The 26,270-nt window shown below is 61.4% G+C and carries 22 protein-coding genes; 10 read left to right on the top strand and 12 right to left on the bottom strand.

Annotated features, from left to right (window positions below):
* Positions 1-285 precede the first annotated feature (285 nt).
* The 3 genes from ACQKIK_RS16915 to uvrD all read right to left on the bottom strand — a co-directional run bounded on the left by ACQKIK_RS16915 (position 286) and on the right by uvrD (position 4,621).
* Entirely contained in the window at positions 286-1,131 is an 846-nt protein-coding gene (locus tag ACQKIK_RS16915) for a Tim44 domain-containing protein (protein ID WP_499136801.1), read from the bottom strand.
* A 134-nt stretch (positions 1,132-1,265) separates the two neighbouring features.
* The gene (locus ACQKIK_RS16910; protein WP_045422595.1) at positions 1,266-2,375 is read right to left on the bottom strand and encodes a TRAP transporter substrate-binding protein; all 1,110 of its coding nucleotides are present in this window, start codon (positions 2,373-2,375) and stop codon (positions 1,266-1,268) included.
* Between the two features lie 56 nt (positions 2,376-2,431).
* Positions 2,432-4,621: a DNA helicase II gene (gene uvrD, locus ACQKIK_RS16905; RefSeq protein WP_127838162.1), complete on the bottom strand. Its 2,190-nt coding sequence runs from the start codon at positions 4,619-4,621 to the stop codon at positions 2,432-2,434.
* A gap of 287 nt (positions 4,622-4,908) precedes the next feature.
* Here uvrD and ACQKIK_RS16900 point away from each other — a divergent pair, with 287 nt between their 5' ends.
* Positions 4,909-7,749, top strand: a complete 2,841-nt coding sequence (locus ACQKIK_RS16900; protein ID WP_499136800.1) for a putative bifunctional diguanylate cyclase/phosphodiesterase — start codon at positions 4,909-4,911, stop codon at positions 7,747-7,749.
* A gap of 93 nt (positions 7,750-7,842) precedes the next feature.
* Here the strand turns inward: ACQKIK_RS16900 and trhP are convergent, their stop codons facing one another.
* The gene (gene trhP, locus ACQKIK_RS16895) at positions 7,843-9,213 is read right to left on the bottom strand and encodes a prephenate-dependent tRNA uridine(34) hydroxylase TrhP (RefSeq protein WP_499136799.1); all 1,371 of its coding nucleotides are present in this window, start codon (positions 9,211-9,213) and stop codon (positions 7,843-7,845) included.
* Between the two features lie 185 nt (positions 9,214-9,398).
* On the opposite strand from trhP, the gene ACQKIK_RS16890 reads away from it, so the two are divergent.
* Complete coding sequence (locus ACQKIK_RS16890) at positions 9,399-9,866, top strand: DUF2243 domain-containing protein (protein WP_499136798.1); 468 nt, start codon at positions 9,399-9,401, stop codon at positions 9,864-9,866.
* Positions 9,867-9,869: 3 nt separating this feature from the next.
* The gene (locus tag ACQKIK_RS16885; protein WP_127838166.1) at positions 9,870-10,682 is read left to right on the top strand and encodes a cytochrome c oxidase assembly protein; all 813 of its coding nucleotides are present in this window, start codon (positions 9,870-9,872) and stop codon (positions 10,680-10,682) included.
* A gap of 32 nt (positions 10,683-10,714) precedes the next feature.
* On the opposite strand, the gene ACQKIK_RS16880 is transcribed toward ACQKIK_RS16885, so the two are convergent.
* The 6 genes from ACQKIK_RS16880 to zwf all read right to left on the bottom strand — a co-directional run bounded on the left by ACQKIK_RS16880 (position 10,715) and on the right by zwf (position 17,534).
* Positions 10,715-12,145 (bottom strand): aspartate kinase, encoded by a 1,431-nt coding sequence (locus ACQKIK_RS16880; RefSeq protein ID WP_045422584.1) that lies wholly within the window; start codon positions 12,143-12,145, stop codon positions 10,715-10,717.
* Between the two features lie 98 nt (positions 12,146-12,243).
* Positions 12,244-13,152: an ectoine hydroxylase gene (gene thpD, locus ACQKIK_RS16875; RefSeq protein WP_045431388.1), complete on the bottom strand. Its 909-nt coding sequence runs from the start codon at positions 13,150-13,152 to the stop codon at positions 12,244-12,246.
* A 69-nt stretch (positions 13,153-13,221) separates the two neighbouring features.
* A complete protein-coding gene (locus tag ACQKIK_RS16870; RefSeq protein ID WP_045422582.1) occupies positions 13,222-13,620 on the bottom strand; it encodes an ectoine synthase in 399 nt (132 codons plus the stop codon).
* A 10-nt stretch (positions 13,621-13,630) separates the two neighbouring features.
* Positions 13,631-14,905 carry a diaminobutyrate--2-oxoglutarate transaminase gene (gene ectB, locus ACQKIK_RS16865; protein WP_046163522.1) on the bottom strand — a complete coding sequence of 425 codons (1,275 nt, stop codon included), beginning with the start codon at positions 14,903-14,905 and terminating at the stop codon, positions 13,631-13,633.
* Positions 14,902-15,435 carry a diaminobutyrate acetyltransferase gene (gene ectA / locus ACQKIK_RS16860; RefSeq protein ID WP_499136796.1) on the bottom strand — a complete coding sequence of 178 codons (534 nt, stop codon included), beginning with the start codon at positions 15,433-15,435 and terminating at the stop codon, positions 14,902-14,904. Before ectA ends, ectB begins: the two co-directional genes overlap by 4 nt.
* A gap of 656 nt (positions 15,436-16,091) precedes the next feature.
* Entirely contained in the window at positions 16,092-17,534 is a 1,443-nt protein-coding gene (zwf, locus tag ACQKIK_RS16855) for a glucose-6-phosphate dehydrogenase (RefSeq protein ID WP_499136794.1), read from the bottom strand.
* Between the two features lie 161 nt (positions 17,535-17,695).
* Here zwf and hexR point away from each other — a divergent pair, with 161 nt between their 5' ends.
* Together hexR and ACQKIK_RS16845 are read left to right on the top strand one after the other, a co-directional pair.
* A complete protein-coding gene (gene hexR / locus ACQKIK_RS16850; RefSeq protein WP_046163525.1) occupies positions 17,696-18,562 on the top strand; it encodes a transcriptional regulator HexR in 867 nt (288 codons plus the stop codon).
* A 104-nt stretch (positions 18,563-18,666) separates the two neighbouring features.
* The gene (locus tag ACQKIK_RS16845; RefSeq protein ID WP_046163526.1) at positions 18,667-18,882 is read left to right on the top strand and encodes a PA3496 family putative envelope integrity protein; all 216 of its coding nucleotides are present in this window, start codon (positions 18,667-18,669) and stop codon (positions 18,880-18,882) included.
* Here ACQKIK_RS16845 and ACQKIK_RS16840 read toward each other — a convergent pair.
* Positions 18,824-19,771 carry a LysR family transcriptional regulator gene (locus ACQKIK_RS16840; protein ID WP_177327100.1) on the bottom strand — a complete coding sequence of 316 codons (948 nt, stop codon included), beginning with the start codon at positions 19,769-19,771 and terminating at the stop codon, positions 18,824-18,826. The two genes, ACQKIK_RS16845 and ACQKIK_RS16840, sit on opposite strands and share 59 nt — an antisense overlap.
* A 246-nt stretch (positions 19,772-20,017) precedes the next feature.
* On the opposite strand from ACQKIK_RS16840, the gene ACQKIK_RS16835 reads away from it, so the two are divergent.
* The 4 genes from ACQKIK_RS16835 (at position 20,018) to ACQKIK_RS16820 (ending at position 24,571) form a co-directional block, all read left to right on the top strand.
* Entirely contained in the window at positions 20,018-21,433 is a 1,416-nt protein-coding gene (locus tag ACQKIK_RS16835) for an acetyl-CoA carboxylase biotin carboxylase subunit (protein ID WP_045422571.1), read from the top strand.
* Positions 21,434-21,443: 10 nt separating this feature from the next.
* Positions 21,444-23,261 carry a sodium-extruding oxaloacetate decarboxylase subunit alpha gene (oadA, locus tag ACQKIK_RS16830; protein ID WP_499136792.1) on the top strand — a complete coding sequence of 606 codons (1,818 nt, stop codon included), beginning with the start codon at positions 21,444-21,446 and terminating at the stop codon, positions 23,259-23,261.
* A gap of 63 nt (positions 23,262-23,324) precedes the next feature.
* A complete protein-coding gene (locus ACQKIK_RS16825; RefSeq protein ID WP_499136791.1) occupies positions 23,325-24,266 on the top strand; it encodes a sodium-dependent bicarbonate transport family permease in 942 nt (313 codons plus the stop codon).
* 2 nt (positions 24,267-24,268) lie between these two features.
* Positions 24,269-24,571, top strand: coding sequence for a P-II family nitrogen regulator (locus ACQKIK_RS16820; protein WP_499136790.1), 303 nt, complete (start codon positions 24,269-24,271; stop codon positions 24,569-24,571).
* Between the two features lie 81 nt (positions 24,572-24,652).
* Here ACQKIK_RS16820 and ACQKIK_RS16815 read toward each other — a convergent pair whose 3' ends face one another.
* Positions 24,653-25,048 (bottom strand): hypothetical protein, encoded by a 396-nt coding sequence (locus ACQKIK_RS16815; protein ID WP_499136788.1) that lies wholly within the window; start codon positions 25,046-25,048, stop codon positions 24,653-24,655.
* A gap of 305 nt (positions 25,049-25,353) precedes the next feature.
* Here ACQKIK_RS16815 and glsB point away from each other — a divergent pair, with 305 nt between their 5' ends.
* On the top strand, positions 25,354-26,262 hold the full coding sequence (gene glsB / locus ACQKIK_RS16810; protein WP_499136787.1) for a glutaminase B: 909 nt from the start codon (positions 25,354-25,356) through the stop codon (positions 26,260-26,262).
* Positions 26,263-26,270: the final 8 nt, after the last annotated feature.

Below are 26,270 nucleotides of genomic sequence, written 5' to 3'. Positions count from 1 at the left end.
GCTGTTATGCGAACAGCATAGACGTCCATTTGCTGGCAGGGTTCAGATGGCCTCGCCAGGATGGGCAAGGGTTGGAACCGGTGGGGGTGTGTTGGGTGGGTGTGCTGACAGGCGCTGTAGGACCGGCTCTATTCAGCCATGGGCGCGGTCGGGGAGGGCTGCTCGACCCCTGGCCGGTTCGTTGCGCTCAGGAAGCAAAGCAAGCGCGCAATAACAAAGCCCCGCCGTGCGGCGGGGCTTTTATCAAACGACTCTGTGCGTAGCGGAGTCGCGTCAAACCTCAACTCAGGCGTTCTGGCGGATACCGGCCACCAGCCAAGGCTGGTTCTCGCCCTGTGCACGCTCCATGCGCCAGCTTTCGCTGAACGGCTCGCCCTGGTCGAAGCGTGAGTTCTTCGACACGCCTACGAAGGTCAGGGTGGCGACGGTCTTGTCGGCTTGATCATCCACGCCATCGAGCTGAATCTGCAGGTCGTCAACGTAGGTGGATTGATAGGCATCGCCGATCTCGGCACGTTCGCGCTGGAGGAATTCGAACAGCTGCGGCGTGACGAACTCGCTGATCTTATCCATCTCGTTGGCATCCCAGTGCTGCTGCAGCGAGATGAAATGTTCGCGAGCGGCCGCCACGAAGTTCTGCTCGTTGAACCAGGCCGGTGCATTGATCACCGGTGCGGCAGCCGGACGTGCAGCGCTAGCGCCGCCGAAAATCGATTGCTGGGCAGGCATTTCGCGCTGCATCGGTGCGTTTCCGTGTCCGGCCATGGCCGGTTGCTGCTGGCGACGACGCGCCGCAAGGAATCGGAACAACAGGAAGGCGATGCCGCCGAAGATCAGGATGTCCATGAACTGGATGCCTTCGAAGCCATCTCCCATGAACATCGAAGCCAGCAGGCCACCTGCGGCGAGACCGGCCAGCGGGCCGAGCCAACGCGACGCGCCACTGGCAGCTGCGGGGGTTTGACGGCCAGCCTGGTTGGGCGCCGCCTGAGTTTGTTGGGGTGTCTGGCGAGTCTGATGGCTGGGCGCCGAGCCGAAGCTCTTGCCGCCGCCGAAACGCTTGGCGTGGACGTCAAGGCTGAAGGTCAGGCTGATACACAGCGCCATGAATATGCTGAGCACACGTTGCATTTGGTATTCCTGAGTAATGAACAAACTGAGCGGATGGTGCACGGCCCGGCGCGGGCGCGCCAGTTGTAGAGTGTTTCGGGCTTTTGCTTCGTTGCGCTTGCCGGCTCACCGACAAGCGCAACGGATCGTCTGACTCAACGCCAGTTGTACAGCTCTTTCTCGGAGATTTCGTGCATCGGCTTGACCTGCGCCTGGAAGGCCTTCATCGAGGCCCAGATGCGGCCATTCAGCTCGCTTTGTGCGGCCAGTTCGCCGAGGACGACGTCGGACTGCTCGCGCATGGCGTTCAGCACCTCGTCAGGGAAGCGCTTGAGTTGCGTACCTTGTTGCTTGAGCTGCTCGAGCGCCATGGCGTTGTTATAAACGTAATCGTCGATCATGTCGCGGCTGGCGGCACCGGCGGCCTCGGTGAGGATGGCACGCAAGTCGTCCGGCAGGGTGTCGAGCGCCTTCTGGTTGACCAACAGCTCCAGCACGGCCTGGGGTTCCTGCCAGCCGGGGTAGTAGTAGTACTTGGCGGCCTTGTGCAGACCAAAGGCGAGGTCGTTGTACGGGCTGACCCAGTCGGTGGCATCGATCGCGCCGGTTTGTAGCGCGGTGAACACTTCGCCGCCAGGCATGTTGACGGTGGTCGCGCCTAGGCGGGTCAGCACTTCGCCGCCCAGGCCTGGGGTGCGGATCTTCAGGCCCTGCAGGTCCTGCAGCGAGTTGATTTCCTTGTTGAACCAACCGCCCATCTGCATGCCGGTGTTACCCACGACCATCGGCTTGACGCCGTAGGGTGCGTAGGCTTCGTCCCAGAACGCCTGGCCGCCGCCGCGGGTCAGCCAGGCGTTCATTTCGCTGGTCGACAGGCCGAACGGTACCGAGGTGAAGAATTGCGCGGTGGGCACCTTGCCCTTCCAGTAGTAGGCCGCGCCATGGCCTAGCTCGGCGGTACCGCGCGAGACGGCATCAAACACTTCGAGTGCGGGGACCAGCTCACCTGCGGCATAAACCTTGATGGTCAGGCGACCATCGCTCATGGCCTCGACTCTATCGGCCAGACGCTGGGCGGCAGTGCCCAGGCCCGGGTAGTTCTTCGGCCAGGCGGTGACCATTTTCCAGTTGTAGGTCTCGGGTGCTTCGCTGGCGGCGGCCTTCGGCTCGGCGGAGGGTTCGACTTTCTTTTCGTCGTTGCAGCCTGCGAGGCTGAGGGAGGCAAGCAGGGCAGCGGCGGCACCAAACAAGTGACGGCGTTTCATGAATGGCTATTTCCTTTGGCGAATTTTATTAGTATCGGTATAGGTTGACGTAAACGTCATAGCGGTTCCAGTTTGGCATAACTGAGCATCAACCACTTGCTTCCTTCACTTTCGAAATTCACCTGCACCCGCGCCTGGGCGCCGGAGCCTTCGAAGTTGAGGATGGTGCCTTCGCCAAACAGCGAATGGCGGACGCGCTGACCGAGGTTGAACGGGGTATCCGGCACATTGGCGCCGTCGAACAGCGAGCCGCCACCCATGCCACGTGTGTTGAAGCTGCGGCTGACGGTATTGCTCAGACGGACTTCGCTGATCAGCGCTGGTGGCAATTCGCGGATGAAGCGCGAGATTTTATTGTAGGTCTCGCTCCCGTAGAGCCGACGGGTTTCTGCGTAGGTGACGATCAGCTGCTGCATGGCGCGGGTGATGCCGACGTAGGCCAGGCGGCGTTCCTCTTCCAAGCGGCCCGGTTCTTCCAGGCTCATCTTATGCGGGAACAGGCCTTCTTCCATGCCGACCAGGAACACCAACGGAAACTCCAGGCCCTTGGCGCTGTGCAGGGTCATCAGCTGCACGCTGTCTTCGTGGTCGCCGGCCTGCTGTTCACCGGCTTCCAGCGAGGCGTGATCGAGGAAGGCGGCGAGCGGGGTCTGCTCGTCTTCCTGGTCTTCGCTGTAGTTGTCGAAGGCGCGCGCAGCGGAAACCAGTTCCTCAAGGTTTTCCACCCGTGCCTGGGCTTTCTCACCTTTCTCGTCACGGTGGTAGGCCAGCAGACCGGACTGTTCGATGACCAGCTGCGCCATGCTGTGCAGCTGCATGCCCTCGACCTTCAGCGCGAGGGTATCGATCAGCTCGACGAAGCCGTTCAGCGCGCTCGCCGCACGGCCCGACACCACCTTTGTGCCGACCGCCTGATGCAGCGCGGCCCACATCGAGCTTTCCTGCTGCCGGGCCAGCTGGCGAAGGCATTCGACAGTCTTCTCGCCAATGCCACGCGCCGGCACGTTGATCACCCGCTCCAGCGCCGCATCGTTGTCCCGTGCCTGAATCAGGCGCAGGTAGGCCATGGCGTTCTTGATCTCGGCGCGCTCGAAGAAGCGCTGGCCGCCATAGATGCGGTAGGGGATGCGTTCACGCAGCAAGGCTTCTTCGAGTACCCGCGACTGGGCGTTGGAGCGATAGAGGATGGCGATCTCGCTGCGGCTCATGCCGTCGCGGATCGCTTTCTCGATGCTCTCGACCACGTAGCGCGCTTCGTCGTGCTCGTTGAACGCGGCGTACAGGCTGATCGGCTCACCTTCGCAGCCTTCGGTCCACAGTTCCTTGCCCAGACGGCCCTGGTTGTTGGCGATCAGCGCGTTGGCGGCCTTGAGGATGCAGGCCGTGGAGCGGTAGTTCTGTTCCAGGCGGATGGTTACGGCGTCCTGGAAGTCTTCGCTGAACTGATGCAGGTTTTCGACCCGCGCGCCGCGCCAGCCGTAGATCGACTGGTCATCGTCACCCACCACCATCAGGCTGTCGCCGCCCTTGGCCAGCAAACGCAACCAGGCGTACTGAACGGCGTTGGTGTCCTGGAACTCGTCCACCAGAATGTGGCGGAAGCGGCGCTGGTAATGATCGAGCAGGCCCGGGTTGTCGCGCCACAGATCCAGCGCGCGCAACAGCAGCTCGGAAAAATCGATGACGCCGGCGCGGGCACAGGCTTCTTCGTAGGCTTGGTAGATGCTCAGCATCGTCGCCAGAAACAGGTCACCGCTGGGCTGGATGTGCTTGGGCCGCAGACCTTCGTCCTTCTGTCCATTGATCCACCACTGGGCCTGGCGAGCCGGCCAGCGCTGCTCGTCGAGACCGAGCTCGCGGATCACACGCTTGACCAGGCGTTGCTGGTCGTCCGAGTCGAGGATCTGGAAGTTCTGCGCCAGCTTCGCTTCCTGCCAATGAGCACGCAGCAAGCGGTGCGCAAGGCCGTGGAAGGTGCCGACCCACATGCCCTGCGGGTTGACCTTCATCAGCTGCTCGATGCGCTGGCGCATCTCGGCGGCGGCCTTGTTGGTAAAGGTAACTGAAAGGATCGAGTGCAAAGATGCGCGCTCAACCTGGTGCAGCCAGGCGATGCGGTGCACCAATACGCGGGTCTTGCCCGAGCCGGCACCAGCGAGGACCAATTGACGACCCAGCGGCGCGGCCACGGCCTGGCGCTGGGCATCGTTAAGGGAGTTCAGGAGGAGAGAGAGATCGTCATGCATGGGCGCCATTCTAGCCGGAAATCCAGCCGACCCGCTCGTGCAACGGACGGGCGCCAGTCAAGCCATGGGCAGACAAAGGGCTTGGCTGGGAGAGGACAGAAACCGCGCCGGGAGCCGGGGCGGGTTGTGGTCATCGACCTGTTGAAAATCCATCTGATCGATACCAGCGTATCGTCATCCACGGTCTTTGGTCGGAGAGACGATGACCAGACGCTAGCGTCGTGCCATTATCGAGACGTGCTGAATGCACGCCTACCGCTCCAGACATCCATTACAAGAACAACCCGATGACCGATTCCGCACAAGCCAATCCGTCGGCGTCAATGGCCATGGAGGACCACGCCGCTTTCAACCTTGCAGAGATGGATCAGCGGGCCGAGCGCACGCGGCTGCTCTATGAGGGCTCGCGGCTCGCACTGCTGCTGATGATCATCACCAGCCTGGTATTCCCCGCCGTACTCTGGGCGGAAGGACCGAAGCTGCAATTGGCGATCTGGTCGGGTGTGACCTTTGCAATCGCCCTGCTGAGGCTGCAGCAGACGCGCAGCTTCGCCAAGGCCAGCGCCGAGGAGCAGCAGCATCCCCGCTGGTATCGATCCTTCCTGATGGCCAGTGTCGCCAGCGCGGTGACGCTGGACTACGCGATCATCAAGCTGGCCCTAGACGGGCCGTTCCTGCAACAAACGGTACTGCTCGGTTCGCTTGCCTCGGTGTTTTTTGCAGGCTGCGTGGCCTGCGGCGTATCGCTCCGCGCGTTCGGCGCCTTTGCCATTCCCGGGCTGCTTCCCGCTGCGGCGGTGCTGTTAAGCAGCGGCGAGCCCCATCTGCAGGGTTGGGGGCTGCTGGCCGCAATCGTGCTGCTGACGCTGAGCATGATTGCCTGGCAGATGAACCGGCTGGTGACGGCCAGCCTGGCGCAACGTCTGCACAACCAGTTGCTGATACGGCGATTGCAACGCATGCGGGGTGAAGCCACCGATCTGAATGGCGAGCTGGCCCGGGAGGTCGAGCAGCGGCGCCATGCCGAGGGCCGGATGCGAGAGGCCTTCGACGGGCTCGAACGGCGGGTGATTGAGCGCACCGCCGCGCTGCGTGAAAGCGAGGCTCGTTTGAGCCTGGCGCTGGAAGCCAGTGAATTGGGCATGTGGGACTGGGACATGGCCAACCGTGAGGTCCATCACTCGAGGATGGACGTGGTTTTTGGTGTCGGCCTGAGTGATCGACTGCTGCTGGCCGAGCAGCAGCGTCCCGAAGTGCATCCCGAAGACGGCCCGCGTGTACGCCAGGACATGATCGACCACTTGAAGGGCAAGACCGAAAGCTATGCCGTGCAATACCGGGCCATGCTCAACGACGGCAGTTCGATTTGGATCGAAGATCGCGGGCGTGTCACCGAGCGCGATGCTAACGGCCGGGCCTTACGAATGATCGGCACCCGGCGAGACATCAGCGAGAGCCATCGTCAGGCCGAGCAATTGCGGTTGGCGGCCACGGTGTTCGAAGCGGCAGGTGAGGGCATGGCGATCATGGATCCCGAATTCCACCTGCTGGCAGTCAACCAGGCCTGTTGCACGCTGTCCGGTTTCAGCCGAGAGGAACTGATCGGAAGAAGCGTCGCCCTGCTGGCGAGTTCCGAGGACAGCCGCCAGCAATATTCGGCTATTCGCGAAAGCCTGGCGCAGCACGGTATCTGGCAAGGCGAGCTGATCGAGACCCGCAAGAATGGCGAGGTCTACCCGCAATGGGCACAGATGCGAGTGGTGCACGACCGACACGGCAACATCACCAATGTGGTCGCGTTCGTTTCCGATCTCAGCGTCAGGCGTCAGGTCGAGGAACGTCTGCGTTACCTGACCCACTTCGACGAACTCACCGGGTTGGCCAATCGCAGCTTGCTCAAGGAGCGTCTGCACAGCGCCTGCGAGCGTAGCCGTTGCAGCAATCGCGGGCTGGCGGTTTTGTATATCGATCTGGACCGTTTCAAGACGCTTAATGAAAGCCTTGGGCACGAGGCGGCTGATCAGCTGTTGCGTGAAGTTTCCCGCCGTCTGTCCCACACGCTGTCGGACGCCGACACCATTGCCCGTTTATCCGGTGACGAGTTCGTGGTGGTGCTCGAAGGTTACGGCAGCCTTGCCAGCCTGGCGCACAGCGGCAGCCGCTTGCTGTCGCGCATCAGCAAACCCATTCGGCTCGACGATCAGGAACTGGTCATCACCGCGTCCATCGGCGTCAGCCTGATGCCAGACAACTCGCGCGAGGCGACCTCGCTGCTGTTGCAGGCGAACATGGCCATGCAACATGCCAAACATCTTGGCGGCAACACCCTGCAGTTCTTCACCGAGCGCTTGCAGGTGTCGAGCCTGGAAAATCTCAAGCTGGAGAACCAACTCCGTCGCGCACTCGAGGAAGGCCAGCTGGAAGTCTTCTATCAACCGCGACTGAACGTGGCGGAAGACAGCCTGGATGCGGCCGAAGCACTGGTGCGCTGGCGGCATCCGCAGAAAGGCCTTATTGCGCCAGGCTTTTTCATTCCCCTAGCCGAGGAAACCGGGCTGATCATCCCGCTGGGTGAGTTTGTTCTGCGCGAAGCCTGCCGGCAGGCGCGTCAATGGCAACTCGATGGACTGGCCGCCATTCGGGTGTCGGTGAACCTGTCCGTCAAACAGTTGCGCCAGGGCAATTTCGTCAGCCTGGTGCGACAGGTACTGGAAGAGACTGGGTTGCCCGCCGACCGGCTCGAGCTGGAACTGACCGAAAGTCAGCTGCTCGATGACATCGACAACGCGATCAACATCAGCCGCCAGTTACGCGCGCTGGGTGTGAAGCTGGCAATCGATGACTTCGGCACCGGCTATTCCTCGCTCAGCTACCTCAAGCGCTTCCCGGTGGACTACGTGAAGATCGATCGCTCGTTCATTTCCGAACTGGATCAGGTCGGAGAAGATTCAGCCATCGTCCGGGCCATCATCGCCATGGTCCATAGCCTGGAGCTGAAGGTCGTCGCCGAGGGCGTCGAAACCCAGGCACAGGCGGACTTCCTCAAAGCTCACGGCTGCGACGAAATGCAGGGTTACCTGATCAGCCGCCCGGTGCCGGCTGACGAGTTCGTGAAGCTATTGGTCTGAGGACTGCTTCGTAGGGTGGGCTTCAGCCCACCAGCGGTTAGGGTGGCGTAGCCCAAGCGGTGGGCTGAAGCCCACCCTACAAGGATCTAGCTGTTAGCCGCGGGTGGTGGTGCCTTCCAGTTCGCGCATCAGCAATGCATGCTGAAGGTCGACATGCTCCGGCACCGGCAGGTGGAGTACGTGACCGTCTCCGGGCGCCACATCGACACGTTCGCCGCGCTTGTTTTCCAGTGCCTCCAGGCGGAAGTTCAGATTGCCGTGCGGGGTCATCAGCTCCAGCCGGTCGCCGACGGCGAAGCGGTTCTTGACGATCACTTCAGCCAGCCCGTTGCGCCGTTCGCCGGTCAGCTCGCCGACAAACTGCTGGCGCTCCGATAGCGAAAAGCCTCGCTCATAGTTCTGGTATTCGTCATGCACGTGACGACGCAGGAAGCCTTCGGTGTAGCCGCGGTGCGCGAGCGATTCCAAGGTGTCCATCAGCGACTTGTCGAAGGGTCTGCCTGCGACCGCATCGTCGATTGCCTTGCGATAGACCTGGGCGGTGCGCGCCACGTAGTAGTGGGATTTGGTCCGGCCTTCGATCTTCAGCGAATGCACGCCCATCTGCACCAGCCGCTCGACATGCTGGACGGCACGCAAGTCCTTGGAGTTCATGATGTAGGTGCCGTGCTCGTCCTCGAATGCTTCCATCATTTCGCCAGGACGGCTGCTGTCTTCGAGCAGGAAGACCTGATCGGTCGGCGCGCCGGCACCCAGAGTCGGCTGGATGGCGCCTGCTCCAAGCTGCTGCACGGGGATCGGCTGATACTGCTGGACGATATTGCCCAGCTCGTCTTCCTTGCCTTCGTGCGCCTTGTATTCCCAACGGCAGGCGTTGGTGCAGGAACCCTGGTTGGGGTCGCGCTTGTTGATGTAGCCGGAGAGCAGGCAGCGCCCGGAATAGGCCATGCACAGCGCGCCGTGAACGAAGACCTCCAGCTCCATGCCCGGCACCTTTTCACGGATCTCGCCGATCTCTTCCAGCGACAGCTCGCGCGAGAGGATGGCGCGGGTGAGGCCCTGCTGACGCCAGAACTCGACGCTGGCCCAGTTCACCGCGTTGGCCTGTACCGACAGGTGAATGGTCATATGGGGGAAGTGCTGGCGAACCAGCATGATCAGACCGGGGTCGGACATGATCAGCGCATCCGGACCCATGGCGACCACCGGCTCGAGATCCTTGATGAAGGTGCGCAGCTTGGCGTTGTGCGGCGCGATGTTGACCACCACATAGAACTGCTTGCCCTGAGCATGGGCCTCATCGATTCCCAGGCGCAGGTTGGCGTGGTCGAATTCGTTGTTGCGCACGCGCAGGCTGTAGCGCGGCTGTCCCGCATAGACCGCGTCGGCGCCGTAGGCAAAGGCGTAGCGCATGGATTTCAGGGTGCCGGCGGGCGACAGCAGTTCGGTGCGAGGGTGGGTCATGGTGCGGTGGCTCTATATACCAGCAGAAAGTGTGCGGATTCTACTGAGTTGGCCGGCGCTTTTCGCCCCGTCAGATCAAGCCGATGGAGAACTCTTGAGGCTGACCCCAGTCACTCATAGACAGGGCTTGAGTCGAGCGTACCGAGTTCCGATGCAAGCCAACCGTTATCAGCCGGAGGCCCATCGTGAGCAAACTCCCCGTCGATGCCAGAGGTAGTCTGATCGCGACGAGCTTTTTCGGGATTGGTTTGATGGCCGCCATCGACGAGATCGTCTTTCACCAGATACTCGCCTGGCACCATTTCTTCGACCGATCCACACAAACCGTCGGGCTGATATCTGACGGTCTGTTGCATTCAGCTGAACTGCTGATGCTGGCCGCCGGCTTTTACCTGTTCGTGCAGCTGAGCAGCCGCCGCGCGGTGTCGCGCTTGCACGCCTGGGCCGGTTTGTTTCTTGGCGCAGGCGGCTTTCAGCTGTTCGATGGGATCGTCGATCACAAGATTCTGCGGCTGCATCAGGTGCGCTACGTGGACAACCTTCTGCTCTACGACCTGGCGTGGAATGCCTTTGGCGCGCTGCTGCTGGCGATAGGCTTCATGATCTGGCGAACAGCTCGGTCATCCCTTGGCTCGTTGCAAGGGGGCCGGTAGCCGGTGGCCCACGATACTCATCTGCTCACCCTGGCTGGCACCTCGCTGCTGGTCTTGCTGACGCTGGCTCTCTGGTTTGCTTATGTTCTCGGTGTGCGCGCGCAACGGCGGCGTCGAAAGACTTGGCATTGCTGGCGCACCGTCAGTTTCAGTCTGGGGTGCGGGCTTCTGGTGGCCGCGTTTTCGCCTTTTATGGTCGAGTGGGGCCATGCAGACCTGCGCGGGCACATGGCGCAGCATCTTCTGCTCGGCATGTTCGCGCCCATTGCGATGATGCTCGGCGCGCCGGGCACGCTGCTGTTGCGCAATGTGCCGGTCGTGACCGCCCGACGGATTACCGAGTTTGCGGGCAGCGTGCCGGTGCGCTGCCTGAGCCATCCGGTGACCGCACTGATGTTGAATGTCGGCGCGCTGTATATCCTCTATCTCACGCCGCTGTACCAGCTGAGCTTCAGCGAACCCGTCCTCCATGTATGGTTGCACCTGCACTTCGTACTGGCAGGCTATCTTTTCAGCTGGTCGATTGCCGGACCGGACCCCGCGCCGCATCGTCCCGGCATGTGGTTGCGGCTGATCGTATTGTTCGTGGCGATTGCCGCTCATGCCGTGCTGGGCAAACTCATGTATGCCTACGGCTTTCCGCGCGACGCCGGCCACGACCTGGCGGAAATCGAAGCGGCTGCACAATTGATGTATTACGGCGGCGATCTCGCCGAGCTGTTGCTGGCGGTGGTGTTTTTCGCCACCTGGTATCGGCGGCGCAAGCTGGCCGGGTCCGCCAGCGACGGCGGACGGCAAACCGCCGACCCTGGCTAGAGCCAAGGCCGGCGGTCAGGTTCAGCCGTAGCTTAGGCTGCGGCGATCACATCACCGTGGTTTTCCGGCTCGATCAGCGCGCGGTGCAGGGCCGCGACGGCGTCGTCGTAGTCTTCCTCGTTGACCACACACTGCATCTCAACCTGGCGGATCGACTGATGCACCGCCTGGATGCTGATGCCGGCACCGGCCAGCGCCGCGACGGTCTTGGCGAGGATGCCTTTGACCTTGAGGTCGGAGCCGATAGCCGAGACGATGGCGACGTTGTGCACGGTAACTTCCGCAGCCGGATACTTCTCCTCGATCAGTCGCGCGGCGCGGTTGATCAGCTTGCGCGAGCCCGACGCGTAGTAGGTGATGCTGTTGGCGTCGGAGTCCTTGTTCACCACGTAGAGGCGCAGCTGCTTGAGCAGCTTGCTGATCTCGATGTCGTAGCCGACGTCCCCGAGCATGTCCTGATCGAACACCTCGATACCGAAGACGTCCTTGCGCCCGGCGATGATCTCGACGCAGGGCCGCTCGCTCTTGTAGTCCTGGCTGATGAGCGTACCGGCGTGTTCCGGCTCGAAGGCATTCTTGATGCGCAGCTCGATGCCGGCGCGGCGTAGTGTCTTGGCGGCACGTGGGTGGATCGCTTCCATGCCGAGGTTCGACAACTGGTCGGCCACGTCATAGTTGGTACGGCCGATGGTGACCACCTTGTCCGCTCCGACCAGGTTCGGGTCGGCGCTGGAGAGGTGGAATTCCTTGTGGATGATCGCTTCACGGGCACCGGTAGCAGCGGCAATCTGAGCAAAGGTGATCTCGCTGTAGCCGCGGTCGAAGGTGTTCATCAGGCCTTCGCTGCAGTGCGTGTAGCCTGTGGCGACCACCAGTTCGCGGGCCAGGTCCACATCTTCGAAGCTGTGCCGCACCATCTCATCGAAGGGCAGCGGTGCGTCGCGGTGCCAGCCGGTGAGGTCGACCATCTTCGCGTTGATGCCGCGGTGCTTGAGCGCCAGCACCGAGTTGAAGGCGCTGTGCGCTTCGCCGAGGGAGGCTAGCATCTCGCGCACCTTCATCAAGTGCTCGTCGAGCTGGAAATGGCCGTAGGCACAGAGGCGCTGCAGACTGCTCATGCACTCGCGGGCATCGTCGATGCGCGAGTTGATGAACTGGTTGGCGGCACGCAGCTCGAAGTCGCTGGCGAACAGCTCAGCGTTCTTGCCGAGCATGCGCTCGCGGACGATGTCCAGTGCATCGAGCCAGGCGCCCTCGTTGCGAGCGTCGGCGAAGCGTTGGTAGACGCCGGGTTCGCCAGTCTTCTTGTGTTCCAACAGCAGGTTGGTCATGCCGCTGTAGGCCGAAACGACGAAGACGCGCTGATAGAGCTCGTCGCCTTCGCGTCCGCCGATAAAGATATTGTCCAGTAGCTCGTCGAAGCGGCTCATGGATGTGCCGCCGATTTTTTCTACGGTATGCATCGATTCAACTTCCCGTCTTGGGGGTGAATTTTCATCCCTGGGCCGCCTCTCGGCCGCCAACAAAGAACAGGCCCGGTAGTCGGGCCTGATCGGGTACGTCAGAGATACTTTTGCTTCTGGATCTGCAGGGGCTCGAAGTTCTCGCGTTCACCGACAAAGGCCGGACGTGGCGAGAGGCCGCAGAACGGCGCCTGCGCGGCATTATCTACATGGTTGTAGACATAGAACAGATTGCTGCGCGCGCTGGGTGTAATGTTGCTGTTGGAGCCGTGCATGGTGTTGCAATCGAAGAACACCACACTGCCCGCCGGGCCCGTAGCGGTCTCGATGCCATAACGGTCCGCCAGCTGGGTCAGGCTGTCGTGATCCGGTACACCGAACTCCTGCTTGCGCAGGGACTTCTGGTAGTGGTTCTCCGGTGTCGCACCAACGCAGCGGATGTAGTGCTTGTGTGATCCCGGCACCAGCATCAGCGGGCCGTTGTGCGGCTCATTGTCGGTGAGCAGGATCGAGCAGCTCAGGGTGCGCATGCGTGGCAAGCCGTCTTCGACGTGCCAGGTTTCGAAATCGGAGTGCCAGTAGAACTCCTTGCCAGTGAAGCCGGGTTTGAAGTTCATCCGCGACTGGTGCACATAAATGTCACCACCGAGGATGAAGCTGGCGATGGCGGCAATGCGCTCGTCGCTGGCGACACGGGCAAACAACGGATTGTCGGCGTGGATGGCGAACACCGAGCGGATTGCGCCGCTGTCGGGTTCCTTGATGGTCTTGCCGGACTCGGCAACGGCCGGGTCCTGACGCATGCGGTCGAGTTCTTCGCGGAATACCGCGACTTCCTCGGCGCTGAACAGATTGGGGATGACCAGATAGCCGTCACGCTCGAAGCGTTCGATCATCTCTGGTGCGATCGGGGCGTTGGCCAGGTCACTGCGGTAGACGACCGGGTCCAGACGCTCTTGCCAGCTAGGTTCGTCGTGCTGGCGCGAAGGGTACAGGTCGGCTTGCACGGGGTTCACTTTAAACTCTCCTTGAAACGGGTGTCGCAGGGCGGGGTGCAGCCGCCCTGCGGAGTCGCATCAGACTACGGTTTCGGCCTCAAGCGGATACACACCGCTTTCGTCATGCACTTCTTTGCCGTTGAGTGGCGGGTTGAACACGCACGCCAACTTCATTTCCTCGCTGCCGCCACGGAGCAGGTGCTCGTCGTGCTTGTCGAGGATGTACAGCGTGCCGGGCTCGATCTTGTAGATCTTGCCGTCAGCGATGGTCTCGATCTCGCCATTGCCGCTCATGCAATACACCGACTCCAGATGGTTCTGGTAGTGGATGTGCGTCTCGGTGTTAGCGTAGATGGTGGTGATGTGGAACGAGAAGCCCATCTTGTCGTCCTTGAGCAGCATCCGCGTGCTGTCCCAGGTATCGGTCTTGATCTTGCGGTTGGACTGCTCGCATTCAGCCAGGGTACGTACGATCATTCTTCAATCCTCAAGAAGCTTGGTTGGCGGCTTGATCGGACATTACGGCGGCGAACGCCTTGTCCAGGATGCTCATGGCCTTGTCGATCTGCTCTTCGCTGATGATCAGCGGGCAGAGACACTTGACCACTTCACTGTGGGCGCCGCTGGTTTCGACGACCAGGCCGTTTTCGAAGGCATGGCGGCAAATCGCGGCGGCAGTGTCGCCGTCCGGGCAGCTGATGCCGATCATCATGCCGCGGCCTTTGACGAACAGTGAATCCGGGCCGTAGCGGCGGACGATTTTGTTCATGCCGTCGGCAATGCGCTTGCCCTTGGCCTTGACGCTATTGGCGAACTCGTCGTCTTTCCAGAAGTGCTCGATGGCAGCCGCAGCAGTGACGAACGCGTGGTTGTTACCGCGGAAGGTGCCGTTGTGCTCGCCCGGCTTCCACTGGTCCAGCTCCTTGCGCAGCAGCACCATGGCGAATGGCAGGCCATAGCCCGACAGCGACTTGGACAGCGTGATCATGTCCGGCTTGATGCCCATCTCTTCAAAGCTGAAGAAGGTGCCGGTCCGGCCGCAACCGGCCTGGATGTCGTCGATGATCAACAGCATCTCGTGCTTGCGGCAGAGTTTTTCCAGCTTGCGGACCCATTCAGCCGAGGCGGCGTTGAGGCCGCCTTCGCCCTGAACCACTTCCACGATCACCGCCGCCGGCTTGTCGACACCGCTGGATGGGTCGGTCAGCAGCTTGTCCATCATTGCGATGGTGTTGACCTTGTCACCGAAATAGTTGGCATAGGGCATGCGGCTGACGTCGGTCAGCGGAACGCCGGCAGCACCGCGGTGATGCTTGTTGCCGGTCGCGGCGAGCGCGCCGATGCTGCAGCCATGGAAGCCGTTGGTGAAGCTGATGATGTTGTTGCGGCCGGTCACCTTGCGCGCCAGCTTCAGCGCGGCTTCCACCGCGTTGGTGCCGGTCGGGCCGGTGAACTGCATGACGTAGTCCATGTTGCGCGGCTTGAGGATCAGGCGATCGAAGGTGGAGAGGAAGGTCTCCTTCGCTTCGGAATACATGTCCAGGCCGTGAGTGATGCCGTCGGCTTCGATGTAATCGAGCAGCGCCTGCTTGAGCACAGGATGGTTGTGGCCGTAGTTCAGCGTGCCAGCACCAGCGAGAAAGTCGATGTACGTCTTGCCTTCGCGGGTGGTGAGTTCAGCGCCGCGGGCTTGCTTGAAGACCACTGGAAAGGAGCGGCAGTAGCTGCGAACGCCAGATTCGTGCAGTTCGAAAGTTTTCATGCGTTTTCCTCTAGTTCTTCTTCTGAATTGGGTGCGGCGAACGGGCCGGCGCGGTAGAGCACTTCGTCTTCATGCTTGCCGGCAAAGTGTTCGGCGCGGGAGAACAGGGTGCGGGTGCTGTAGTCGACGCCAAGTTTGGCGAAGGCCTTTTTAAACAGCGCCTGGGATGCCCCGTTGTCCGGCGAGATGGTGGTTTCCAGGTTGGTGACGCCCTGCTCTCTGGCGACTCGTGCGACCAGAGCCATCAGCATGCGCAGCGCCAGCCCCTGACCGCGCATCGACGCGTCGACTGCGACTTGCCAGACGAACAAAGTGTCTGGGCGAGCAGGAGGGCAGTAACCGGAAATGAAACCTACCAATTGGCCATCCGCGTCTGTGGCGGCAATGGAGGTGTCGGCGAAATCGGAGCATTGCAGGAGGTTGCAGTACGCCGAATTTGTGTCCAGAGGTTGGCAGCGTGCTACCAGCTCATGGAGGGGGAAACCGTCGCCGTCGGTTGGGCGACGGAGCGTTACGGTAGGAACACTCAAAACAAGACCTTTGGGGTTGCTGATTGAAATCCTTTTCTAGAATAAACACATCAAAAAATTAATCTCAACCTCAGTCGCCGATCATGGGCGTTGATTCGCCGCTGATATCTCCGAAGTTCGCCGTTTATCGCGAAAGTTGAACTTGCCGGTCAGTCGCCGTCACCGGGCTCGATCTGGAATGTATATACAGCCGAATATGGGCATCGGATTTGGCCCATGTGCTGGGCGAATAGAGCAGCCTGTTTCGGGTGCGGCAGAAGAGTACGTTACAGTACTGACGAAATTTGACAGAGCCCGCGAAAAACAAGGCGTTTAGCTGATCGTGGTGATAGCGGTTTGGTTGTGGATAACGTGCGCATTATTCTGGCTAGAGCTAGCCAAAGTTACGGCTGAATTAAGCCCGGCTCGACGGGCTAGTGCGAGCGAGTTCAGTCGCCGATATCATGCCGAGATATCGGCGATCTGCTCCGCGGAGATGGCGACTTCGTCGCGTTCTGTTAATTTTTTTTGTCAGCGCGACAAGTTGATGATGCTTGAAAGTTCAATCAATAGTTGCCAAGCACCCGGTTTGTTAGTTGCCGCTACTTGCGTTGGACTGCTCTAGCTCGGGGCTGCAAGCGACTTTGCAGGGCGGCCACTTGGATGCTTCGGCTGGCTCAGCGCCACCATTGCCGACCCTGATGCTCAATCAGTTGGTGTGCTTGCTCAGGACCGTCCGTTCCGGCCGGATAGGGCCTGGGCTTGCGGTAGTGACTCTGCCAGCCGCAGAGGATCGGATCGACCCAGTTCCAGGCCGCTTCCACCTCATCGCGGCGCATGAACAGTGTCGAGTCACCTTCGATCACGTCCAGCAACAGCCGCTCGTACGCCTCCCAGCGGCGTGTGCTGCTGAATGCATGGGCCAGATTCAGATCGAGCTCGACGGGCTCCAGTTGCATCCCTTTACCGGGTGCCTTGGCCATGAGCTGCAGGCTGATGCTCTCCTCCGGCTGCAGGCGGATCACCAGGCGGTTGACCTCGCCTTTGGTGAACAGCATGTGCGGCACCTGTTTGAAGGTGATGATGATTTCCGAGCGCTTCTTCGCCATGCGCTTGCCAGTACGCAGGTAGAAGGGCACGCCAGCCCAGCGCCAATTGTCGATTTCGGCCTTTACAGCGACGAAGGTTTCGGTATCGCTGTCGTTATCCACATCCTTTTCGAAGTAGTAAGCCTGCACATCATTGCCGCCGATCTGCCCGGCGACGTACTGCCCGCGCACGGTCTTGTCCTGCACGTCGTTACCGGTAATCGGTTTGAGTGCTTCCATAATCTTGACCTTTTCGCCGCGTATCGATTTGGCATCGAAGCGCACCGGGGCTTCCATCGCCACCAGGCAGAGCAGTTGCAGGAGGTGATTCTGCAGCATGTCGCGCATGGCGCCGGCATGGTCGTAATAGCTGCCCCGCTCCTCGACGCCGAGGGTCTCGGCCACCGTGATCTGCACATGATCGATATGGCCGCTGCGCCAGATGGGCTCGAACAGAGCGTTGGCAAAACGCAGCGCCATGAGGTTCTGCACGGTTTCCTTGCCGAGGTAGTGGTCGATCCGATAAATGCGCGATTCGGGGAAGACGTTACCGATGGCCTCGTTGATCTCGAGTGCTGATTCGAGGGAGTGGCCGATGGGCTTCTCCAGGACGATGCGCGCGTCTTCTCCGGCCAGCCCTGCGCTCTCAAGGTTCGAGGCAATGGGCTCGAACAGGTTGGGCGCGGTCGCCAGGTAGTGCACCCGCACGCGGCCTTCGGCCTGGCCGAGGTGATGCGCGAGACGGACGTATTCACCCCTCTGAGTGGCGTCCATGGGGAAGTAGTCGAGGCGCTGGCTGAACGCATTCCAGATTTCAGCCTCGAAGTCCGTGCGCGCGATTTGCGCTCGGATATGTCGCTCGGCCAACGAGAGATAGGCGTTGCGATCAATATCCTGGCGCGCAATCGCCAGGATGCGGACATCATCATGCAGACGATGCTCACGGTGCAGGTAATAGAGTGCAGGGATGAGTTTGTGTAGCGCCAGGTCGCCGGTACCGCCAAATACCAGCATGTCGCAGGAAATGGACACAGCGTCACTCCTAGAAGGTGGACAGACTCGATAGGTGGGCGATACTGCGAGGCTTGTAGTATAACTACAAGCCCACTACAACCCAGCCGGCTTGACGGATGCGAGCGCACCCGCAGCGTTCGACCATTCTTGCCAGGTTTTGATCATAGCGAGACCGCCACGTGAACCTGCTGCAACACATTGCCCAATCGAGAGGTTCGTTACGCAAGTCGGAGCTGAAAGTCGCCGACCATGTACTCCTCGATCCAGCTGCCGTGATGCACAGTTCAATGGCCGACCTGGCCCATGTGGTGGGGGTCAGTGAGCCGACCATCGTGCGCTTCTGCCGCGCCATCGGTTGCCTGGGATTTCAGGACCTCAAATTGAAACTGGCGCAGAGCCTTGCTGCCGGCGCCAGCTTCGGCCAGTTCGCCATCAGCGAAAATGACTCGGTCACCGATTTCGCGCTGAAAATCTTCGACACCACCCTGCACACGCTGATGGAAGTGCGCGAGAAGCTCGACTCCGATGCGCTCGAGCGCGCAGTGGCGGCGATGGCCAAGGCCGAGCGAGTCGAGTTTTACGGCTTTGGTGCGTCCGGCGCGGTGGCGACCGATGCCCAGCACAAGTTCTTTCGCCTGCTGCTCAGCGCCGCGGCCTATTCCGACCCGCACATGCAGGCGATGTCGGCTGTCACGCTGAAGCCCACCGACGTGGCGATCTGCATTTCCCAGTCGGGCCGCTCCAAGGACTTGCTGATCACGGCGAATGTGGTCCGCGAATCCGGCGCCACGCTGATCACCCTCTGTCCGAGCCAGACCCCGCTCGCGGAACTGGCGACCATCAACCTGGCCATCGACGTGCAGGAAGACACCGAGATCTACACCCCGCTGACCTCGCGTATCGCGCATCTGGTGGTGATCGACGTGTTGGCGATGGGCGTCGCCATGGCGCGCGGTCCGAGCCTGGTCAATCACCTCAAGAGCGTGAAGCGCAGCTTGCGTAGCCTGCGCCTGTCGCCGAAATCGGTGAAGCCGCACGAAGATTGACGAGCGCTTAAGCGGCGTTCATCGCTCCGTCATCTGCTTGTCCTCATAGCGTCACCCGGGGCTTCGATGCTGGGCTCTCCCGACACCTGTTCCGGAGACCGCGCATGTCCCAGCACCGTGAACCCTACGTCAACCTCGATGCCCGTGCCCGCCGCAAGCAGCTGGACGAGCGCCGCATGCATTTCCGCCGTGCCATCGAAAGCTACGACGAGCAGCGCCAGCTGCATGCGCAGCTGATGGAGTTCCCCGACCTGCTGATGGTCAGCCCGCTGCTTGAGGGTTTGCCTGCGAGCCGTCAAAGCGCGCAGCCAGGGCGATGATCTGCGCGCGTTCTTCGCGAATAAAAGTGAAGAACGCCTGAGCCACCGGGCTCAGCCGCTTGGCTCGCGGATGCACCACGCACCAGCTGCGGTACAGCGGTAGCTCCTCGACTGGCAGCTCTCGCAGCAGGCCGTGAGCCAGCTCCAAGTGGACTGCATGGCGTGGCATCAGCGCTACGCCGAGCCCTGCTACGACGCTCTCGCGTAGGGCATCCAGTGAGGCCACCTGGATCGTCTGAGCGAAATGCGCACGCTTCTGGCGCAGATAGTCTTCGCCTGCCTTGCGCGTGCCCGAGCCCGGCTCCCGGACCAGCAGTGGGTAGGCGGTCAGGTCCTGCAAGGTCAGGGCTGCTGCCTGGCTCAGTGGATGATCAGTCGGTGCGACCGCCACGATGGGGTTGTTCAGGAATGGCATGAATTCCAGATCCATGTCAGTCGGCACCTGCGACATGATCAGTAGATCGTCGCGGCTGATCGAAAGGCGTTTGACCGCCTGCGCGTGATTGACCACCACGAGTTCCAGGCTGACCTCTGGATGCTTGCGTTTGAAAGCCGCAAACAGGTGCGGCGTGATGTATTTGGCGCTCGACTCGACCGCCAGATTCAGCTGACCCTGTAGCGAGCCCTGCATGTCGGACAGCTGCATATCCAGGCTGTCCAGGCGCCCAAATATGTCGGTGCTGGCGCGCTGCAGCGCTTCGGCAGCGGCGGTCAGGTAGAGTTTTTTGCCCAGATACTCGAACAGCGGCTGGCCGATCAGCTCCTCGAGTTGGCGAATCTGCAAGCTCACTGCTGGCTGGGTCAGCGCCATTTCCTCCGCTGCCCGGCTGTAGGAAAGGCTTTCGCATACCGCCCGGAACACCTGCAGCTGACGCAAGGTTATCCGCATCATGCTTTTGCGCATTGATTCCGCCGCTCCTGTCTAGCTTCACTGCTTCTGGTGATTGCAAGGCCGCTAAGGCCCGTCCTGTGCAGCTTTGATTGAATATATAAGTAATTACTTATGCAAGATCAAACTATTATTCATTTTCAGTAATCATGCCGGTAGGCGTAGGGTTTATAGGCTTGCACAACGTGCTGGCGTGACATGGCCCCTCAAGGCGGCCTTCTGCTCATCGACCGAGGGAATGACAGCGTGATCAAGAAGCTGCTGATCGCTAACCGCGGTGAAATCGCCGTCCGCATCGTGCGGGCCTGTGCCGAAATGGACGTACGCTCGGTGGCGGTGTTTGCCGAGCCCGACCGCCACGCGTTGCACGTCAAGCGTGCCGACGAGGCCCATTTCATCGGCGACGATCCGCTTGCCGGCTACCTCAATCCGCGCAAGCTGGTGAACCTGGCCGTGGAGACCGGCTGTGATGCGTTGCATCCAGGCTATGGATTCCTGTCCGAAAACGCCGAACTGGCGGAAATCTGCGCCGAGCGTGGCATCCGCTTCGTTGGCCCAAGCGCCGAAGTGATTCGACGCATGGGCGACAAAACCGAGGCGCGGCGCAGCATGATCAAGGCCGGCGTGCCGGTCACGCCGGGCACCGAAGGCAACGTGGCGGATGTCGAAGAAGCGCTGGCCGCAGCTGAGGGCATCGGCTATCCGGTGATGCTCAAAGCCACCTCGGGTGGCGGCGGTCGTGGTATCCGCCGCTGTAACTCGCGTGACGAGCTGGCCCAGGCCTACCCGCGCGTCATCTCCGAGGCGACCAAAGCCTTCGGATCGGCTGATGTATTCCTTGAGAAATGCATCGTCGAGCCCAAGCACATCGAGGCGCAGATCCTCGCCGATTCATTCGGCAATACCGTGCACCTGTTCGAGCGCGACTGCTCGATCCAGCGGCGCAACCAGAAGCTCATCGAGATTGCCCCCAGCCCGCAGCTCACCCCGGAACAGCGCGCCTATATCGGCGACCTGGCGGTACGTGCGGCCAAGGCGGTGGGTTACGAGAACGCCGGCACCGTGGAGTTCTTGCTCGCCGAGGGCGAGGTGTACTTCATGGAAATGAATACCCGCGTGCAGGTGGAGCACACCATCACCGAGGAAATCACCGGCATCGACATCGTCCGCGAGCAGATCCGCATCGCCTCCGGTCTGCCGCTCTCGGTCAAGCAGGAAGACATCCAGTATCGCGGCTTCGCCCTGCAATTCCGCATCAACGCCGAGGAGCCGCGTAACAACTTCCTGCCCTGCTTCGGCAAGATCACCCGTTACTACGCCCCCGGCGGCCCCGGTGTGCGCACCGATACGGCGATTTATACCGGCTACACCATTCCGCCGTACTACGACTCCATGTGCCTGAAGCTGATCGTCTGGGCACTGACGTGGGAAGAGGCCCTGGCCCGCGGTTCGCGCGCATTGGACGACATGCGCGTGCAAGGTGTGAAAACCACCGCCACCTATTACCAGCAGATTCTCGCCAACCCGGATTTCCGCAGCGGGCAGTTCAATACCAGCTTCGTCGACAACCATCCGGAACTGCTGAACTACTCGATCAAACGCAAGCCGGGCGAACTGGCCCTGGCCATCGCTGCCGCCATCGCCGCCCACGCAGGCCTGTGAGGAACGAACCATGACTGCTCAGAAGAAAATCACCGTTACCGACACCATCCTGCGTGACGCCCACCAGTCGCTGCTGGCCACCCGCATGCGCACCGAGGACATGCTGCCGATCTGCGACAAGCTCGACCGCGTCGGCTATTGGTCCCTCGAAGTGTGGGGCGGCGCGACCTTCGACGCCTGCGTGCGTTTTCTCAAGGAAGACCCCTGGGAGCGCCTGCGCCAGCTCAAGGCGGCGCTGCCCAACACCCGCCTGCAGATGTTGCTGCGCGGACAAAACCTGCTGGGCTACCGGCACTACGCCGATGACGTGGTCGAGGCGTTCTGCGCCAAGGCGGCGAAAAATGGCATCGACGTGTTCCGCATCTTCGATGCGATGAACGACGTGCGGAACCTGGAAACCGCCATCCGCGCGGTAAAGAAGACCGGCAAGCACGCGCAAGGCACCATCGCCTACACCACCAGCCCGGTGCATACCGTCGAGCTGTTCGTCGAACAGGCACGGGCGATGCGCGACATGGGCGTCGACTCCATCGCCATCAAGGACATGGCCGGTTTGCTGACACCGTTCGCCACTGGTGATCTGGTCCGCGCGCTGAAGGCTGAGGTCGACCTGCCAGTGTTCATCCATTCGCACGACACCGCCGGTGTCGCCAGCATGTGCCAGTTGAAAGCCATCGAAAACGGCGCGGATCACATCGACACGGCCATCTCGTCCATGGCCTGGGGCACCAGCCACCCTGGCACCGAGTCGATGGTCGCTGCGCTGCGCGGCACGCCCTACGACACCGGCCTCCACCTGGAGCTGATCCAGGAGATCGGTCTGTACTTCTATGCAGTGCGCAAGAAATACCACCAGTTCGAGAGCGACTTCACCGGCGTCGACACTCGTGTGCAGATCAATCAGGTACCGGGCGGGATGATTTCCAACCTGGCCAACCAGCTCAAGGAGCAGGGCGCGCTCAACCGCATGGATGAAGTGCTGGCCGAGATCCCGCGCGTGCGCAAGGACCTCGGCTACCCGCCGCTGGTGACGCCGACCTCGCAGATCGTCGGCACCCAGGCGTTCTTCAACGTGCTCGCTGGTGAGCGCTACAAGACTATTACCAATGAGGTGAAGCTCTACCTGCAGGGCGGCTACGGCAAGGCGCCGGGCACCATCGACGCCACGCTGCAGCGCCAGGCTATCGGCGGGGAGGAGCTCATCGAGGTGCGTCCGGCCGATCTGATTAAACCCGAACTGGACAAGCTGCGGCGGGAGGTCGGTGCGCTGGCGAAATCCGAAGAAGACGTGCTGACCTACGCCATGTTCCCCGACATTGGCCGCAAATTCCTTGAGGAGCGCGAAGCCGGTACGCTGGTGCCAGAAGTGCTGCTGCCGATTCCGGATGGCAGCACGGCAACTGCCGCGGGCGCACAGGGCGTGCCGACCGAGTTCGTCATCGACGTGCACGGTGAAACCTACCGCGTCGATATCACCGGCGTCGGCGTGAAGGGTGAAGGCAAGCGGCACTTCTTCCTCTCCATCGACGGTATGCCGGAGGAAGTGGTATTCGAACCGCTGAACAACTTCGTCGGCGGCGGCAGTGGCGGTCAGCGCAAACAAGCCAATGGTCCGGGTGACGTAAGCACCAGCATGCCGGGCAACGTGGTCGACGTGCTGGTCAAGGAGGGCGACGTGGTCAAGGCCGGCCAGGCCGTGCTGATCAGCGAAGCGATGAAGATGGAAACCGAGATCCAGGCGCCGATCGCCGGCAAGGTGAAAGCGGTGCATGTGGCCAAAGGTGACCGGGTGACCCCCGGCGATCTTCTTATCGAGATCGAAGCCTAAGCAATTGTCCTCTGGGAGCCGAAAGGCTCCCTTTTTTCTGTTCAATGAATTCGGGAGGTATCGATGGGGCTCGACCCAGTAGTGCTGTTCTTCCTGTTCGGCCTGTTTGCCGGGTTGGTGAAGAGTGAGCTGAAGCTGCCACCGGCGTTGTATGACACGCTGTCTATTCTGCTGCTGCTGGCGATCGGTCTGCACGGTGGTGTCGAGCTGGCCGAACAAGCCAGCGCAGCGCTGCTGGGCCAGTCCGCGCTTGTGTTGCTGCTGGGTTGTACGCTGCCATTGTTGGCGTTTCCGTTTCTGCGGCTGCTGGGCTTTTCGCGGGTCGACTCGGCCAGCGTGGCGGCGCACTACGGTTCGGTCAGTGCCGGTACCTTTGCCGTGGTAGTGGCCTTTCTGTTGGCCAACAAAATCGCCTTCGAAAGCTACATGCCGCTGTTCGTGGCGATCCTGGAAATCCCGGCGATCCTTATCGGCATAATCCTGGCCAAGGGGATCAGCCGCGATACACATTGGAAGGAGCTGGGGCGGGAGATTTTTCTCGGCAAGAGCATCATGCTGCTACTGGGCGGACTGATCATCGGCGCCATCGCCGGCAAGGAGGGGATCAAGCCGCTCGAGCCCTTCTACACCAGCATGTTCAAGCCGGTGCTCGCACTCTTCCTGCTGGAAATGGGGTTGATTGCGTCCGGCCAGATGGGCTCTCTGCGCCGCTATGGCCTGCGGCTGGCGGTGTTCGGCCTGGGCATGCCTCTGGTGGGCGCGATAATCGGTGCGCTGCTGGCGCGACTGATGGGCCTGTCGCTCGGGGGCACAGCCATGCTCGCCACGCTGGCCGCCAGCGCCTCCTATATTGCGGTGCCGGCGGCTATGCGACTGGCGTTGCCTGAGGCCAACCCCTCGCTGTCACTCACCGCGTCGCTGGGGATCACCTTTCCGTTCAACATTCTGGTCGGCATTCCGCTGTATCTCGCGCTGGCCGAAACCCTGATCGCCTGGGGGCTGTAGACATGACAATCGCAACCCGAACCCTGCTTACTGTGATCTGCGAAGCAGCGCTGGAAAAGAAACTGGTAGCAGACCTCGACTACCTCGGCGCACCGGGCTGGACGCTGTCCGAAGCGCGTGGGCGAGGCAGCCGTGGTGTGCGCAGTGCCGAGTGGGACACCGAGAGCAATATCCGGTTGGAGATCATCTGCAACCGCGAACTCGCCGAGCGCATCGCCGAGCACCTGCAGGTTCGCTACTACGATAACTTCGCCATGGTCTGCTACCTGGCTGAGGTCGACGTGCTGCGGCCGGAAAAGTTTTAGACGATTTGATGCGCGTGTTCGCGGGTCGACGGCTGGATCGAGCACCGCCCCGGTGTGTGCCGGGGCGAGGCGTCGCTGGAGCTAGCGGTCGAGACGGTGCTGACTGCGAAGATCCTTCAGGTCGCCCTGAGTGCAGCTGAGCGGCGCAGCGCCGGTCAGGTCGTAGCAGCGCTGACCGAAGCCCATCGGCCAATAGATGATGCCGCCCGGTGGCCAGAAAATGGAGGCGACACGGAAGCGCGCACGCAGTTTGCCTTGCTGTAGCAGCTCTCCGTTTTCGCTGCTGAGTTTGTAGGGAATGCCGCCAGCGGCGGTCCAGAAGAATGGACGCGTTTTGACCAGTCCTTGAGGGTACTGCTGAGGCCGCTCATAGACGGAGACTTTGCTGTTCTCGGGCAGCTTGAAGTAGGTCGCGGTAGAGCAGCCGCTGACTGCGATCGCGAGCGCCAGCAGGCCCGCCGCACGTTTCAGTTTCATCTGTTTTCTTTCCTTGTCGTGATGCCCGAGGCACAGGCCGTGCCCCGTGAAGCGGGCGGCACTATACCGGAGCCCATCACGATCGCGAAAACAGGGTGCTATGTGTCGTACAAGTCCCGCCGGTGTGCGGTGAAATCTCAACAGCGCCGAGTCTTCCGCGTTTGCTCAAGGTGCGAGGCGGTAGCTAACGAGCAGGCGGCGGAGAACGATTCATGGAGCAGGCGCATCTGGTCGCACTGTGATGGCCGGGGCTGTTCGGGCGTCTAGTAGCCTAATGCGTTTCGCGGAACTTACATGGGGTTTTCATGCAGGACCTGCTGAGTGAAATCCTTGCTGAAGTCCGCCCGTTACTTGGGCAGGGCAAGGTAGCAAGCTACATTCCGGCGCTGGCACACGTGCCGGCTGATCAGTTGGGGATCGCGGTGTACAGCGCCGACGGTGAGCTCTATCACGCTGGCGATGCGAAAACGCCGTTTTCTATCCAGAGTATTTCGAAGGTCTTCAGCCTGGTGCAGGCGATTCAGCATGGTGGTGAGTCGTTGTGGGAGCGGCTGGGGCACGAGCCGTCAGGGCAACCGTTCAATTCGCTGGTGCAGCTGGAGTTCGAACGCGGCAAGCCACGTAACCCTTTTATCAATGCCGGGGCGCTGGTGATCTGCGACATCAACCAGTCGCGCTTCGCCGTGCCGGCCCTGTCCATGCGCGACTTTGTTCGGCATCTGTCGGGCAATCCGCTGATTGTGTCCGACTCGGTAGTGGCAGATTCGGAGTACCAGCACCGTGCGCGTAACGCCGCGATGGCGTATCTGATGCAGGCATTCGGCAATTTCCATAACGATGTCGAGGCGGTGTTGCGCAGCTACTTCCATCATTGCGCGCTGCGCATGAGCTGCGTCGACCTGGCCCGTGCGTTTGGCTTTCTGGCCCGCGACGGGGCGTGCCTGGCGGGCGGCGAGCCGGTGCTGACGCCGCGCCAAGCGAAGCAGGTCAATGCGATCATGGCCACCAGCGGCCTTTATGACGAAGCCGGCAACTTTGCTTATCGCGTCGGGTTGCCCGGCAAGAGCGGCGTAGGCGGTGGCATCGTGGCGGTCGTGCCGGGGCGCTTCACGGTCTGCGTCTGGTCGCCGGAGCTGAACCAGGCTGGCAATTCGCTGATTGGCATGGCGGCACTGGAGAAGCTCTCGCAGCGCATTGGCTGGTCTATCTTCTAATTCATCAC

This window comes from Pseudomonas sp. NPDC047961, from assembly GCF_050272435.1.
In the GTDB taxonomy this organism is placed as follows: Bacteria; Pseudomonadota; Gammaproteobacteria; order Pseudomonadales; family Pseudomonadaceae; genus Stutzerimonas.
Note: the sequence above shows the minus strand (reverse complement) of the source record. Positions and strands in the feature narration are given on the sequence as shown.